14 protein-coding genes and 1 pseudogene are annotated in these 13705 nt (G+C 62.9%); 7 read left to right on the top strand and 8 right to left on the bottom strand.

Annotated elements, in window-relative coordinates:
* Positions 1-159: 159 nt before the first annotated feature.
* Together BN2475_RS16285 and ada are read right to left on the bottom strand one after the other, a co-directional pair.
* A complete protein-coding gene (locus BN2475_RS16285; protein WP_174641963.1) occupies positions 160-1071 on the bottom strand; it encodes a DNA-3-methyladenine glycosylase family protein in 912 nt (303 codons plus the stop codon).
* Between the two features lie 2 nt (positions 1072-1073).
* Positions 1074-2264 (bottom strand): bifunctional DNA-binding transcriptional regulator/O6-methylguanine-DNA methyltransferase Ada, encoded by a 1191-nt coding sequence (gene ada, locus BN2475_RS16280; protein ID WP_094780530.1) that lies wholly within the window; start codon positions 2262-2264, stop codon positions 1074-1076.
* 410 nt (positions 2265-2674) lie between these two features.
* Here ada and BN2475_RS16275 point away from each other — a divergent pair, with 410 nt between their 5' ends.
* Entirely contained in the window at positions 2675-3100 is a 426-nt protein-coding gene (locus BN2475_RS16275) for a VOC family protein (protein ID WP_094780529.1), read from the top strand.
* A gap of 66 nt (positions 3101-3166) precedes the next feature.
* Here BN2475_RS16275 and BN2475_RS16270 read toward each other — a convergent pair whose 3' ends face one another.
* On the bottom strand, positions 3167-3721 hold the full coding sequence (locus BN2475_RS16270) for a YaeQ family protein (protein ID WP_094780528.1): 555 nt from the start codon (positions 3719-3721) through the stop codon (positions 3167-3169).
* Between the two features lie 142 nt (positions 3722-3863).
* Positions 3864-4841, bottom strand: coding sequence for a LysR family transcriptional regulator (locus BN2475_RS16265; RefSeq protein WP_094780527.1), 978 nt, complete (start codon positions 4839-4841; stop codon positions 3864-3866).
* Positions 4842-5038: 197 nt separating this feature from the next.
* On the opposite strand from BN2475_RS16265, the gene BN2475_RS16260 reads away from it, so the two are divergent.
* The 4 genes from BN2475_RS16260 to araH all read left to right on the top strand — a co-directional run bounded on the left by BN2475_RS16260 (position 5039) and on the right by araH (position 10363).
* Positions 5039-6487, top strand: a complete 1449-nt coding sequence (locus tag BN2475_RS16260) for an aldehyde dehydrogenase family protein (RefSeq protein ID WP_094780526.1) — start codon at positions 5039-5041, stop codon at positions 6485-6487.
* Between the two features lie 150 nt (positions 6488-6637).
* The gene (locus BN2475_RS16255) at positions 6638-7642 is read left to right on the top strand and encodes an arabinose ABC transporter substrate-binding protein (RefSeq protein ID WP_094780525.1); all 1005 of its coding nucleotides are present in this window, start codon (positions 6638-6640) and stop codon (positions 7640-7642) included.
* A gap of 90 nt (positions 7643-7732) precedes the next feature.
* The gene (gene araG / locus BN2475_RS16250) at positions 7733-9295 is read left to right on the top strand and encodes an L-arabinose ABC transporter ATP-binding protein AraG (protein WP_094780524.1); all 1563 of its coding nucleotides are present in this window, start codon (positions 7733-7735) and stop codon (positions 9293-9295) included.
* A 63-nt stretch (positions 9296-9358) separates the two neighbouring features.
* The gene (gene araH / locus BN2475_RS16245) at positions 9359-10363 is read left to right on the top strand and encodes an L-arabinose ABC transporter permease AraH (RefSeq protein WP_094780523.1); all 1005 of its coding nucleotides are present in this window, start codon (positions 9359-9361) and stop codon (positions 10361-10363) included.
* Positions 10364-10650: 287 nt separating this feature from the next.
* On the opposite strand, the gene sap1 is transcribed toward araH, so the two are convergent.
* Entirely contained in the window at positions 10651-10989 is a 339-nt protein-coding gene (sap1, locus tag BN2475_RS16240; RefSeq protein ID WP_094780522.1) for a surface attachment protein Sap1, read from the bottom strand.
* Between the two features lie 690 nt (positions 10990-11679).
* Between sap1 and BN2475_RS16235 the strand changes: the two genes are divergently transcribed.
* Positions 11680-11859 carry a hypothetical protein gene (locus tag BN2475_RS16235; protein ID WP_094780619.1) on the top strand — a complete coding sequence of 60 codons (180 nt, stop codon included), beginning with the start codon at positions 11680-11682 and terminating at the stop codon, positions 11857-11859.
* Between the two features lie 264 nt (positions 11860-12123).
* Here BN2475_RS16235 and BN2475_RS16230 read toward each other — a convergent pair whose 3' ends face one another.
* Both BN2475_RS16230 and BN2475_RS36705 read right to left on the bottom strand, forming a co-directional pair.
* The gene (locus BN2475_RS16230) at positions 12124-12549 is read right to left on the bottom strand and encodes an HIT family protein (RefSeq protein ID WP_094780521.1); all 426 of its coding nucleotides are present in this window, start codon (positions 12547-12549) and stop codon (positions 12124-12126) included.
* Positions 12550-12635: 86 nt separating this feature from the next.
* Positions 12636-12797 (bottom strand): annotated as a pseudogene (locus tag BN2475_RS36705) (response regulator); the annotation flags it as partial.
* Positions 12798-12910: 113 nt separating this feature from the next.
* Here BN2475_RS36705 and BN2475_RS16220 point away from each other — a divergent pair.
* Entirely contained in the window at positions 12911-13234 is a 324-nt protein-coding gene (locus tag BN2475_RS16220) for an ecotin precursor (protein ID WP_094780519.1), read from the top strand.
* Between the two features lie 86 nt (positions 13235-13320).
* Here BN2475_RS16220 and BN2475_RS34645 read toward each other — a convergent pair whose 3' ends face one another.
* A complete protein-coding gene (locus BN2475_RS34645; protein WP_162844480.1) occupies positions 13321-13482 on the bottom strand; it encodes a hypothetical protein in 162 nt (53 codons plus the stop codon).
* Positions 13483-13705 lie beyond the last annotated feature (223 nt).

Here is a 13705-nt window from a genome sequence, read left to right as displayed (position 1 = left end):
CCGAGCCGCCGGTCCGGCCGGTTCGCAGATCCGCCTGCGATGCGTCGCGCCTCGCTACTCGTCACGGGCTTCGCCCGAGTTATCCGTCACTCGCCTCGCCCGCGCTATCGTTCACGCGCCTCGCACGCGCGCCGTGCTGCCTTGCAAGCCGCGCATGAGTTAGCCGCCACGTGCGGCGCCCGCGCGGTCCGCCACTTCGTTCCACAGATGCATGGCCGCATATGCACGCCATGGCCGCCACGTGTCGGTGCGGGTGCGTTGCTGCGTGGGCCGCACGAGCGACGGGTCGCGCGCACAGATCGACTGCATCAGCACGAGGTCCCACGCGGGCCATGCGTCGGCGTCGCGCCATGCTCGCATCGCGACATACTCGACAGTCCATGGGCCGATACCAGGCAGCGCGAGCAACGCGGCGCGCAGGCTGGTTGTGTCGACGACGCTGCTGTCGAGCGGCACGTCGCCCGTAGCGACTGCATGCGCGAAGCCTTGCAACGCCGCTACGCGTTTACCCGGCATGCCGATTTGCGCGAGATCGACCGCGGCCAGCGCTGCGGGTGTCGGAAAGCGCCACGCGGTGTTCTCATGCGGATGCCCATCGATGCGTTCGCCGGCGCGCTGCACCAGCCGTCCGATGATCGTGGTCGCGGCCTTCACGCTGACCTGTTGTCCGACGATCGCACGCACCACCAGTTCGAAGCCCGACCATGCGCCCGGCACGCGCAAACCGGGCACGGCTTCGACGAGCGGCGCAAGCCATGGGTCCGCGGCGAGTTCGGCGCCAATCTTTTTCGGATTGGCGTGCAGATCGAACATCTTTGCGATCGGCGCGGCGAGCGCGTCGGCATGACCGCTCACCGGCCCTTCGATGCTCGCGACCACGCAGCGTTTGCGCGGATGCAGGCGCACACTCAGCGTGCCGCTATCGCCGCCCCAGTCGATCGCGCGGCGATATGCGCCGTCCTCCACCGCCTCGACGCCCGGCGTCGCGCGGCCGCTGAAAAACCGCAGCAGGCGCGGCCAGTCGAAAGGTGGGTTGAACGGCAGTTCAAGCTTGGCGACGTCCTCAGGCATGCTCACGCGGCGTGGTCCAATTTGGTTGTAGTGGTCGTCATGGAGCGGGCGTCGCCAGAGGCCGGCTGTTTGCGCTGCGGCTTGTCGAGCGACACCTGGCTCGCATGCTGCGCTTCGTTATCGAGTAGCGCGGCCTTGCGCGGCAGGCCCCAGCGATACCCCGCCAGCGCCCCGCCCTTTTGCACGACGCGATGGCAAGGAATTGCCAGTGCCACCGGATTGGTCGCACACGCGCTGGCCACCGCACGCACGGCGCGCGGTGAGCCGACCGCCTCGGCGATCTGCGAATAGCTGCGCGTTTCGCCGTACGGAATGCGCCGCAGCGCGTCCCACACCCGTTGCTTGAACGCGGTTGCCGCGACGTCCAGCGGTAGATCGAAGTCCTGACGGGTGCCGCGTAGATAGGCGTCGATCTGCGCGATGAACGGCGCAAGCCGTGTCGAATCTTCCAACAGCTCGGCGTTGGCAAACTCGCCGCGCAAGTCGTCGGTCAGCAGCGCGGTGTCGTCGCCGAAAGCGATCTTGCAGATGCCTTTGTCCGTGGCCGCGACCAGCACGAAGCCGAGCGAGGTCGGCGCACTGGCATAGCGCACTGTCAGCCCGGCGCCCTTGCGACGGTAGGCGGATGGTGCCATGCCGAGTTCGGTCGGCGCGCTGTCGTACATCCGCGAGGGTGAACCGAAGCCGGCATCGAGCGTGGCGCGCGTGACGTCCGCCCCGCTCTGCAGCGCATCGCGCAATGCGGCGCCCCGCTGCGCGGCCTGATACTGACGCGGCGACACCCCGACGACGCGTTTGAATAGACGCTGCAGGTGAAACGGACTGACGTGCACGGCGTCGCTCAATTGCGCGAGCGTGAGACGTTGCTGCGGGTCGGCGTCCAGCGCAGCACACGCACGATTCACGATCTCCAGCTCGCGCGGCAGGCCGCCCGGCTGGCACCGCTTGCAATCGCGGAAGCCCGCGGCACGCGCGGCTGCGGCGTCGGTGAAGAACACGACGTTTTCGCGGCGCGGCTGGCGCGACGCGCACGACGGCCGGCAGAACACGCCGGTCGTTTTGACGGCGTAGAAGAAGGCGCCGTCGGCTTGCGGCTCGCGGCGCGTAACGGCGGCCCAGCGTTCATCGTCGGAGGGCCAGCTGGCGATGTTCGGAGTGGTGCTAAGGCGGGTCGGATCGGTGGTGCGGTTCATGGTGGGTCCCAATGGGCAGGTGATCTCGATGCTCACCAATGTAGCCCGTACGCCCCCACACTACGCCTCGGTTCTTGCTCTGTCATTGCGCTTCCTCGTAAGCTGGAAACCCCGCCGGACGCCCGTTTTGCCGCAAAGTGCGACAAATTCACACGATATCGGGTTTTCCCTTAAAAAGTTATTGCGTCGCATCAACCCGGTGTGTATATTAGGAACTGTCTCCTCCATGTCTCCTCCTGATATGGATTCAGCCCGCTCTGCATAGAGCGGGCTTTTTTTCGTCTATGCTTTCCCGATCCGGCCCTTTGGGCGGTGCCTTGCTTGCGGTCCTCGGCGCACACTCGCAACGCCGGCCTTTCTTCTACACTGCCTAATCATTGGTTTCTGGAACCAGTCAGAGGGCGTTTGACATGAAAATCCACATTCGCGAAATCGATCACATCGTTATCCGCGCGACGAACGTCGAAATCATGTCGCGTTTTTACTGCGAGGTGCTCGGGTGCCGCATCGAAAAGGAGCAGCCTGACCTGGGGCTGACGCAATTGCGCGCGGGGCGCTCGCTGATCGATCTGCTGCAGGCCGGCGCGAAGCTGGACCACGCTGGAAACGGTGTGCCGGGCACAGGGCGGAATATGGATCACGTGTGCCTGCGCGTCGAACCGTTCGACGCCGATGCGCTCGAGGTGCATCTGACCGCACATGGCGCCCGGCTCGGTGAACGGGCGTTGCGCTATGGCGCGGACGGTTATGGGCAGTCGCTGTACCTGTTCGACCCGGAGGGCAACATGGTCGAACTCAAGGGGCCGCCGGAAGCCGCGCGTGTCACCTCGCTCTAGTCACCAAGCGTCAAGCGTTCAGGGTCAGGCGTCACTCTGGACGTAAAACCCGCCGTCAAACCGGCGTCAAGCATTCGCGGGTGCTTTGAGCACCGTCCAGTCGATCCTCACCGCATCGGCTTCGGCGCTGCCGAGCCACGCTTCGCCGTCCTGCACGGTACATTGCAGGCGCATGGTGCGTTCGGCCAGCGAGCCGAGCGCCGCCGCGACGTCTTCGCCGAGCGTCCATACCGTCACGTTGCGCATGCGTTCCACCTTGTTGCGTACGCCCTGCCACCAGATGTCCGAAGTGCGGCCGCCATAGGCGATCACGATCACCTCGTTCGAACGGCCGCTCGCTTTGGCGATGCGTCGTTCATCGGGTTGGCCGACTTCGATCCAGGTTTCGATCGCGCCGGTGAGATCCTTTTGCCAGAGATCCGGTTCGTCGACATCCGACAAACCTTTGCAGAACTCGAGCCGTTCCTGCGCGAACAACGCGAACGCCGCGACGCGGACCATCATTCGTTCGTCGGTTTCCGAAGGGTGGCGGGCGATCGTCAGCGCATGGTCGGCGTAGTAGTGCCGGTCCATGTTGGCGATCTGCAGTTCCGCCTTGTAAATCGTCGATTTCAGAGCCATGCCGTTGCTAAACCAGGTGCTCGCTCCACCGGAGCGAACAGAAAAAGAATCGTCGACAGCGCGTTGCCGTCTTCCGTGCTTGTTGTACATCGCATGTTCCTCCCGCGCCGTCAGCTGGCTGCCATGCCAGCAGCGGGAGCATTTATCGCGCCACTGCCGCCTCGAAAGACGTGCCGTAGACCTCGCCGGCCGCGTCCCGCAAGGCTTCCAGCACCACGGCGGCCGCCGGCGATAGCAGATGCGACTGGCGCGTGATGATACCGAATGTATCCATCCTGTATGGCAAATCGATGGGCACGCGTTTCAGGACACCGTACTGTTGGTATTGACGCGCCACTTCGTCAGGTAAAACCGCCAACATGTCGCTTTGGAGCAGCAAGCTCGAAATCGCCAGGAAATTGTTGGTGTTCACGACGTTTTGCGGCGGGTTCAGTCCAATCTGCGAAAACATCAGATCGAAGCGATGGCGCAATACGCTGCCCGGCGGATGCAGAACCCAGCTCGCATTCACGATTCCGCGCAGCGTCAAACCCGTCTCATTTTCGAGCGGATGACCGGGGCGCGCCACCACGCAGAGCGGTTCGTCGGCGAGCGGTTCGTAGCGGACTTCGGTCTTGAACTGGTTCTGCCGTTCCAACACCCGACCGATCATGATGTCCAGATCGCCTTCAGCGAGTTGCGGCAGCATCACGTCCGAGGTTTCCACTTCCACCCAGATTTGCAACTGCGGATAGCGCTCCTTCACGCTGGCGATCGCACGCGGCACCATGGTCGCGGCGGCGGCGGCGATCACGCCGATGCGCACCTGCCCTGCGAGGCCGGAGCGCAACGCCGAGATTTCGTCGTGCGCCTGGCTCAGATTCGACAGCACCATGCGCGCATGGCGGATCATCACCTCGCCGTATAGCGTCGCGTGCATGCCATGCGGCGTCCGGTCGAACAGGCTGACCCCCAGCATGTCCTCCAGTTCTTTGAGCAGACGTGACGCGGCGGGCTGGGTCATGCCGAGCACGTCGGCGGCGCGGCGGACGTTGCCCTCCTCCTCCATTGCCGCGAGCAGCAATAGCTGGCGTGTCTTGAGTCGTGCACGCACGAACCAGTTCGAGTAGCTGCGCGTCATCGCCTGTCTCCCGTTCGTTGTTGGATGAGCGGCCTCGCACCGCGATGCCGTCGTCGGCGGCGCTGTTTCCGCTCAGGTCTCCATCATGCCATACCGAAACTGATATCAGGATGGCCAAAAAAGGGATTGGAAAGTTATTGGGAGCCCCAATACCATTCGTGGACTTTCCAAAGCATCCAAGTGGCGCCCTTTCGTCGATGAACCGCGATCCGCTCGTCCCGCTCGTTGCCAGTCCGTTTCGCCATTACATCAATGGCGGATGGGAAACGGGCGCGACCGCGGGCGTGTCGTTGAACCCGTCGGACCTCGACGAACCGGTCGGCGAATACGTACGGGCCGACGTGCGCCAGACCAATACGGCGATCGAAGCGGCGCACGCGGCGTTTCGCGACTGGTCGCTGGCATCGGCGCAGCGTCGCGCCGATGCGCTCGATGCGATCGGCACCGAGATGCTGGCACGCCGCGACGAACTCGGTCGGCTGCTTGCGCGCGAAGTCGGCAAGATCTTGCCCGAAGCGCTGGCCGAGGCGACGCGCGCCGGTCAGATCTTCAAGCTGTTCGCCGCCGAGGCGTTGCGCGCGTTTGCCGAGCCGCTCGCGTCGGCGCGCGCTGGCGTCGAGATCGACGTGACGCGCGAACCGCTCGGCGTGGTCGGCATCATCGCACCGTGGAGCGCGCCGCTGGCGATCGCCGCGGCGAAGATCGGCGCCGCCCTCGCCCACGGCAATTGCGTCGTTTTCAAACCCGCCGAATCCGCGCCGGCTTGCGCGGCCGCGCTGGCGTCGATCATTAGCCGCGCCGGCCTGCCCGCGGGCGTGTTCAATCTGGTGATGGGTAGCGGCCGGAAGGTCGGCGCGCGGATCGTCGCGCATCCGCTGGTGGCGGCGATCAGCTTTACCGGCTCGACCGAAACCGGCACGCGCGTGCTACAAGCCGCAGCCGGCCGCCAGGCGCGCGTGCAGCTGGAGATGGGCGGCAAAAACCCGTTCGTGGTGCTGGCCGATGCCGATCCGGACAGCGCGGTCGACGCGGCATTGAGCGGCGCTTACAGCTCGACAGGCCAACGCAGTACGGCGGCGGCTCGTCTGATTGTCGAACGCGCGGTGTTCGAGCCGTTCGTGGATGCGCTGCAGGCGAAGCTCGCTCGACTCACGATCGACCATGCATTGAAACGCGGTACGGATATCGGTCCGGTGGCGAACGCCGCGCAGCTGGAGCGCGATCTCGACTACGTGCGCATCGGTGAGCAGGAAGGCGCGCAATTGCTGCGCGGCGGCCGGCAGCTTGAGCGCGCAACACGCGGCTATTTTTTCGAGCCGGCGCTCTTTATCGGCGAACCCGGACACCGCATCGCACGCGATGAAATTTTCGGTCCGCTCGCCGTCGTATTGTGCGCGGACGACTACGAGCACGCGCTGCATCTGGCAAACGACACAGCCTACGGTCTGTGCGCCGGCATCTGCACACGCTCGCTCGATCGTGCGCGGCATTTTCGCCGCCACGTGCAGAGCGGTCTCGTCACGATCAATCTGCCGACGACCGCCGTCGAGCACCATGCGCCCGGCGGCGGACGCAAGGCCTCCGCGTACGGCGCGACCGACGCAGCTTTCTGGACCGCCGTGAAAACGGCCTACGTGGCGGGCTGATTGCGATGAGTCCGACGTGTTTCGCCAACTATCGGGTCGCTCGACGCGCGGCGCGTCCCGAAGCTTATTTGCGTCCCGGCTGACGCCGGCGCGCAGTGCCCGCTGCAACTACACGACATCAATGCAGCTTTTCAACGTCAGGAGACAGTTATGCCCAGCAAGCTTCGCCGTTTGACCCTCACCGCGATTGCCGCCGCCGCGCTCGCCGCGCCGTTCGCCGCGCAACTTTCCGCGCACGCGGATCAGCCGCTCAAAGTCGGCTTTCTGGTGAAGATGCCGGAACAGGCGTGGTTCATCAACGAACAGAAAGCCGCGACCGCGCTTGGTCAGAAGGATGGCTTCTCGGTCGTCAACATCGGCACGCCGGACGGCGAAAAAGTGTTGGCCGCGATCGACAACCTCGGTGCCCAGGGCGCCAAGGGCTTCGTGATCTGCGCGCCCGACGTGCGTCTCGGACCGGCGATTCAGGCGCGTGCGAAGCGCTACAACATGAAGTTCGTCACCGTCGACGATCAGTTGGTCGACTCCGCCGGCAAGCCGCTCGCGAATGTGCCGCATCTGGGCATGTCGGCGTTCAAGATCGGCAATCAGGTCGGCCAGGCGCTCACCGATGAAATGAAACGCCGCGGCTGGAAGCCTGAAGAAGTCGGCGCGCTGCGTATCACGAACAACGAGTTGCCGACCGCGAAACTACGCACCGACGGCGCGACGCAAACGCTGCTGGCTGGCGGCTTCAAGAAGGAAAACATCTTCGACGCGCCGCAAAAGACGACCGATGACGAAGGCGGCTTCAACGCGTCGTCGCCGGTGCTCGCGCAGCATCCGAACATCAAGAAGTGGGTGATCTTCGCGCTCAACGAGGAGACCGTGCTGGGCGGCGTACGCGCGACCGAGCAATTGCATATTCCGGCGGCGGATGTGATCGGCGTCGGCATCAACGGCGCGGGCGAGGCGTTTGCAGAATTCCAGAAGAAGGAGCCGACCGGCTTCTACGGCACGATCGCCGTGAGCTCGACCAACCACGGCAAGGACAGCACGGAAAACCTCGTCGAGTGGATCAAGAACGGCAAGCAGCCGCCTGCCGACACGCAGACCACCGGCAAGCTGATGGTGCGCGGCAACTGGCAGGACGTGCGTAAAGAACTCGGCATCTAAGCGGGATTTCGAGTCCGCACATGGCGGGCCGATCGCGCGTTCACTCGTGCCCGGCCCGCCCAGGTTGTCCACCCGTTTGAGGTTTTTCGAATGACGTCCTTACCCACCGAGTCCCACAGCGACGCGGCGGCGCTGTCTGCGCAAGCGCCCTCGCCTGCATTCGCCGCCAGCGGCTCGTATCTGCAACTCGACGGCATTACCGTGCGCTTTCCCGGCGTGCTCGCGCTCGACCAGGTGTCGCTCGAAGTGCGGTGCGGCGAAGTGCACGGCCTGATGGGCGAAAACGGCGCCGGCAAATCGACGCTGCTCAAAGTGCTGTCCGGCGTCAACCAGCCGGCGGCGGGCACCTTGTCGCTCGGCGGCGTCGAGCAGCAGTTCACCTCGACGAAGGCGGCCATCGCGGCGGGCGTGGCGATCATCTATCAGGAACTGCATCTGGTGCCGGAGCTGACCGTCGCGGAAAACCTGATGCTCGGTGCCCTGCCCAATCGCTTCGGAGTACTGGACGAAAAGGCGCTGGTCGCGCGTGCGGTGCGTGAGCTCGAACGGCTCGGCGAAAAGATCGATCCGTCGCAGCAGGTGAAGAATCTTTCGATCGGCCAGCGGCAGATGATCGAGATCGGCAAGGCGCTGATGCGCGACGCGCGGGTGATTGCATTCGACGAGCCGACCAGTTCGCTGTCGTCGCGCGAGACGGCGCAACTGTTCAGGATCATTCGCGCGTTGCGGGCCGAGGGGCGCGCGATCATCTACGTCACACACCGGATGGACGAAGTGTACGAGCTGTGCGACCGCGTGACGGTGTTTCGCGACGGTCGCCGCATCGACACGTTCGAGGCCGGCGCGGGACTCGATCGTGATCGGCTGATCAGTTGCATGGTGGGCCGCTCGATCGCCGACGTGTACGGCTATCGCTCGCGCGAACTCGGCGATGTGCAGTTCGACGTCAAAGGGCTGATGGGATTCGGCTTGCGCGAGCCGGCCTCGTTCGCGGCGCGCAAGGGCGAGATCGTCGGTTTCTTCGGGCTCGTCGGCGCGGGACGTTCCGAGTTGATGAAGCTCATCTACGGCGCGGCCAAGCCGACCGCCGGCGAGATCACGCTCAAGGGTCAACGCGTGCGCTTCGCCACGCCGCGCGATGCCGTGCGCGCAGGCGTCGCGCTATGTCCGGAAGACCGCAAGCAGGAAGGCATCGTCTCGATCGCGTCGGTATCGGACAACCTCAACATCAGCTGCCGCCGCCATTTCAGCCGCTTCAACATACTCAACGGCGGCAAGGAAGCGCAGACCACGAGAGAGTTCATCGGCAAGCTCGCCATCAAGACGCGCAACGGCGAGACGCCGATCGGCACGCTGTCCGGCGGCAATCAGCAGAAGGTGATTTTGTCGCGCTGGCTCGCCGAAGAGATCGACGTGTTCCTGATGGACGAACCCACACGCGGCATCGACGTCGGCGCGCGCAGCGAGATTTACGGGCTGCTGTATGGGCTCGCCGAAGCGGGCCGCACGGTCATCGTGGTGTCGAGCGATCTGGCCGAAGTGATCGGCGTGACCGATCGCGTAATCGTGATGAAGGAAGGCCGCATCGTCGGCGATCTGCCGAAGGCGCAGGCGACGCCGGACGCGTTGATCAAACTCGCGCTGCCGCGCTAACGCCACCTACTCGTTTGACTCAACGAAGCAACTGAATTGCGCCATTGAAACGGAATACACACCATGAACACACCTTCAACCGATTCCTCGACCCCAGCCGTCGCCTCAGCGGGCTTGAGCGCGCGCGCCGCGCGTACCTGGGACCTGATCAACAAGTCCGGCATCGTGATGGTGTTCGTCATTCTGTTCGCGGTCTTGTCGTTTACGGTCCCCGACTTTCTCAGCTCGCGCAATATCCAGGGCTTGCTGCTTTCCGTCACGCTGATCGGCTCGATCTCCGTCACGATGATGTTCGTGCTCGCGCTCGGCGAAGTGGATTTGTCGGTGGCGTCGATCGTCGCGTTTGCCGGCGTGGTGGCGTCCACGCTGATCACCTCGACGCATAGCGTGCTGCTCGGCGTCGCGGCCGGTGTGCTGGCGGGTGGCGCGGTCGGTCTGTTCAACGGCGTGCTGGTCGCGCGCTACAAGATCAACTCGCTGATCGTCACGCTCGCAATGATGGAAGTCGTGCGCGGCCTCGCGTTCATCACGTCGAACGGCGATGCCGTGATGATCTCCGAAGAACGTTTCTTCGATCTCGGCGGCGGCTCGTTTCTCGGCATTTCGTATCCGATCTGGAGCAACATCATCGGCTTCGTGCTGTTTGGCTTCCTGCTGAAGAAAACCGTGTTCGGCAAGAACGTGCTGGCCGTTGGCGGCAATAGCGAGGCGGCCGTGCTGGCGGGCTTGCCAGTGACGCGGATCAAGATCACGGTGTTCGTGTTGCAAGGCCTCGTGACCGGCTTCGCGGGCGTGATGCTGGCCTCGCGCATGAGTCTCGGCGATCCGAAGACTTCGGTCGGGCTCGAACTCGGCGTGATTTCCGCGTGCGTGCTCGGCGGTGTTTCGCTGACCGGCGGCGTCGCGACGATTTCAGGCGTGCTGGTCGGCGTGCTGATCATGGGTTCCGTGCAGGACGCGATGAGCCTGATGAACGTGCCGACCTTTTATCAGTACCTGATTCGTGGCGGGATTCTGCTGCTGGCGGTGCTGTTCGACCAGTTCCGTCGCAGCAAACGCGTGCACTGAAGTGGGTCCGGCCATGGGTTTGCCGCCCATGGCCGGCGACTTGTCATCGCTTAAGGGTTGTTCCTGCGCTTTGCGAGAAGGCGTGCTGCCGATGCGGATCGATAATCCGCATCGGTTTTTTTCTACCTGCCGTAACGCGCTGCGAACCTGAGGGCAATAGAAATCGGCAGGGCATTCAATGCCCTGCCGATTTTCAATCTGCGAGTTAATACTCCGGCTTGAATAGTCGGAGAATGAGGGCGCGCAAAAGCGCATTCCGGCCTGTTGCCGGAATGTCGCGGTTCAGTTTATTGCTTGATGAACCGGTCGTTTGCCCAGAGGCCTTGCGTATCGCTATTGGCGGAATTTACGAATTCGACATCGTGACCGACCACGCGCACGACCCGGAAATTCGCGTCCTCCGGCGTCGAAACGCATTGGAATCCGGAGAAGAATTCCTGCATTTTTTGCTGTTCACCGGCTTGCGCATGCTGGTCGGCGGCGTCGAGTTTATCTTTCGACAGGCAGCCGTACGCATTGGCCTTGAACTGGATCATTTGCTGCGGCTTGATCACGACGTCTTGCGCCTGAACAGTAGCGGCAGCCAAACCCGCGATGGCGAAAACCAGGGCGATTCGCGCTTTCATATACTTCCTCCGGTGCGGGTTGGAATATTCAGGTTAGCTATGTATTTAACTTTAAGGTCGAACCCGCAACTCGCACTTTAGAAGAACACGAGAGAACCACAAGCACATCTTGTGTGCGGTCGCAACAGCGGCGAATTGTCGCAGCACTCGCCGCACCTGCTTAAAGCTTGCGCAACGGCCTAGAGCAGCGGCATTGAAACAGATAACTAAAAGAGCACCGGGTCGCAGCGCTTTAATCCATCAAGGTTTGCGACACATATTCGCGTAAACGCGCAGCATCAATTAAGCGGCCTAATACAATTAACTGCCGCGTCTTGTGCAATGCACACAAAGTCCTTCTGCCGACTAAAGCGGCAATACGAAATAACGATGTACATGCAGAAGAGAAACAGTGCCAGGCGAGTTACCGTCGCTTTGGAATTTGACGGTACGCGCCTCGCGGTGGCGGAGACGCGTTCCGTCCAGTGTCGCAGTTGTGCTGGGGAATTCTTGCAACGTGCTGGTCCCAAGTAGCGCGCAATTGCAAAAATGCGCGGGCGAGCGAATAGCAAAGCCGGCGGCGCATGAACCAGCAGCGCAGGGCGTCGCGCCGCCACGCCTCGGTTATCGCGCTGTTATGAGCAGCGCGGCACGATGCGGGCATGTCCGGTGCTCTACAATGAAAACATGCTCCTGCGATCGGAGGCCACTGTGTTCGAACACTTGATACTGGGCGCTTTCCTGGTCGTTCCGCTGCTCATCGTCGCGTTTCTTTTCTCCGACGAATTGTGGCAGGAACACCGCCAACTCCACGATACGCAACCCATGCATTTGAGACATCGGCGTATCGACTGGCGGCATCCGCTGCGCCGTTCGCGCGGCCGTCTGTGAACCGCGCGCCCCACTGGATGCCGGCTACTTTTGCGTGCGGCACTGCGCGAAACGACCCGCCGATTTGAGACGGCTGGCCGCGGGACGCCACTACCGAGCGCCCAGAAAAAAAGCCTGCCGTTTCCGGCAGGCTAAAAAGTGATCCACACTCAATGCCTTGGACGTGCAAGGCAAATTGCAGTCTAGCGCGCGCCGTGCGCGCCGCTGGTTTCAAACGCTTTTACAGATGTTACGGTGCATGACCGCGGCCCGCGCGACCGGGATTCAGTCGGCGCGCCAGTGCGCGCGAATTCGTTGAGCGAAAGCCTCGAGCGTGGCTGTATCGGCGACGTCGCGCGCATGCAGCTTCAGCGGTTGCCCCGCCCATCGCGGGATCACGTGAAAATGCACGTGCGGCACGGTCTGTCCTGCCGCGGCGCCATTGAACTGACCGATGAACACGCCGTCGGGCCGCAAGGCCGCGCGCACCGCGATGGCGAGTTTCTGTGTCATGCGCATGGACGCCACCATCGCCGTGTCCGACAACTCGAAAATCTCGGCCACCGCTTCTTTTGGCACGACCAGCAGATGACCGTCGGCCTGCGGCATCAAGTCCATGAAGGCCAGAGCGGCGTCGTTTTCGGCCACTTTGATGCAAGGCAGTTCGCCACGCAGAATCCTCGCGAAGGGATTGCTGTCGTCATAGTTCATTGCGCTTCCTCTCCTGGTTGCAAGTCGATATCGGGTGCTGCATTGTCGCCGAGATTGTCCGCCCGATCGGCTACAGCACACGCGCGGCGCGTTTGATCGCCTGCGGCTTCGTCACGAAAGCTGCCTTTCGCGACGCAATAGTCGGCGCCCGCGTCGAGACCGGCGCGGCGGTCCTCTTCGCGATCCTTATACGACACGATCATCACCGGCAGCGCTTGCAGCTGCGGATCGCGCTTGATTAGCGTAACGGGTGCCGACGCAGGAACATCGTTTTACAGTAATGTTCCGTTACCACTTGCAGCATCTATTTCCGGCCGCGCCACTCACAATCTGTTCCATGCCTGAACGGCGGGAGCTCAATATGAAAAAGATCGCAGTGGCGTTGGTGATGGTTGGGAGTCTGAGCGTAGCGGGGCAAGCATCGGCTCATGGCAACGGTGGCGACGTGATCGGTGCGCTGATTGGCGGCGCCGTGCTCGGCGCAGTGGTGACCTCGGCGTTGAATCCGGCGCCGGTGGTGGCTTACCAGCAGCCGGTCTATGCGCAACCGATGTATCAGCCCGCGCCGGTCTATGCGGGACCGCCGCCGGGATATTGCTATGACCAGTACCAGCGCGCGTATGTCGCGTGCAGTGCGCCGCCGCCCGGACAGTACGGGTACGCGCAGCCTCAACCAGGCTGGTAATCAATCGCCGGAATGCGCGCACTCAATGCGCGCGGCAGAGAAAAAGGCCGTCGCAAATGCGACGGCCTTGTCATATGAAACGCTGCTCAGTGCTTCTGATGCAGCCATTCCGCATAGTGTGTGTCGAGCCAACGCTCGGACCGTGGCGGCTTGGTGTCGCGGTGATAGCGCGACACCGCCCAGATCGCAAGGCCGACCAACAGCATGACCGAAGGTCCCATCAGATAAGCGATCAATGACTCAGACATCGAAACCTCCGTATCGGCTTGCGTCCATCTTCAAGTTTAGGCGATGGAATCGGGGAAAGAACGACGGCGTGACGATGCGTATGCGACGAGGGCTCTGCGGCTGAAAATCCTCACCTTTGAAACCAGCTTCGATCAGCTAATTTCTTTTTCATTGCAGTAACTTGGATTCGAATTCACGGTGCCTGTGTACCATCAAACTCGACCGTTGTGAACGGTCGTCGGG

Origin of the sequence: Paraburkholderia ribeironis (assembly GCF_900019265.1) — a bacterium.
Lineage (GTDB): Bacteria > Pseudomonadota > Gammaproteobacteria > Burkholderiales > Burkholderiaceae > Paraburkholderia > Paraburkholderia ribeironis.
The sequence above is the reverse complement of the archived record's forward strand: the minus strand, read 5'-3'. Positions and strand labels throughout refer to the sequence as shown.

Excerpts from the sequence above, each read along its gene's own strand:
- BN2475_RS16285 (WP_174641963.1), bottom strand. The coding sequence starts at position 1,071 with ATGCCTGAGGACGTCGCCAAGCTTGAACTGCCGTTCAACCCACCTTTC.
- BN2475_RS16275 (WP_094780529.1), top strand. The coding sequence starts at position 2,675 with ATGAAAATCCACATTCGCGAAATCGATCACATCGTTATCCGCGCGACG.
- sap1 (WP_094780522.1), bottom strand. The coding sequence starts at position 10,989 with ATGAAAGCGCGAATCGCCCTGGTTTTCGCCATCGCGGGTTTGGCTGCC.
- ada (WP_094780530.1), bottom strand. The coding sequence starts at position 2,264 with ATGAACCGCACCACCGATCCGACCCGCCTTAGCACCACTCCGAACATC.
- BN2475_RS16265 (WP_094780527.1), bottom strand. The coding sequence starts at position 4,841 with ATGACGCGCAGCTACTCGAACTGGTTCGTGCGTGCACGACTCAAGACA.
- BN2475_RS16260 (WP_094780526.1), top strand. The coding sequence starts at position 5,039 with ATGAACCGCGATCCGCTCGTCCCGCTCGTTGCCAGTCCGTTTCGCCAT.
- araH (WP_094780523.1), top strand. The coding sequence starts at position 9,359 with ATGAACACACCTTCAACCGATTCCTCGACCCCAGCCGTCGCCTCAGCG.
- BN2475_RS34645 (WP_162844480.1), bottom strand. The coding sequence starts at position 13,482 with ATGTCTGAGTCATTGATCGCTTATCTGATGGGACCTTCGGTCATGCTG.
- BN2475_RS16270 (WP_094780528.1), bottom strand. The coding sequence starts at position 3,721 with ATGGCTCTGAAATCGACGATTTACAAGGCGGAACTGCAGATCGCCAAC.
- BN2475_RS16230 (WP_094780521.1), bottom strand. The coding sequence starts at position 12,549 with ATGAACTATGACGACAGCAATCCCTTCGCGAGGATTCTGCGTGGCGAA.
- araG (WP_094780524.1), top strand. The coding sequence starts at position 7,733 with ATGACGTCCTTACCCACCGAGTCCCACAGCGACGCGGCGGCGCTGTCT.
- BN2475_RS16255 (WP_094780525.1), top strand. The coding sequence starts at position 6,638 with ATGCCCAGCAAGCTTCGCCGTTTGACCCTCACCGCGATTGCCGCCGCC.
- BN2475_RS16220 (WP_094780519.1), top strand. The coding sequence starts at position 12,911 with ATGAAAAAGATCGCAGTGGCGTTGGTGATGGTTGGGAGTCTGAGCGTA.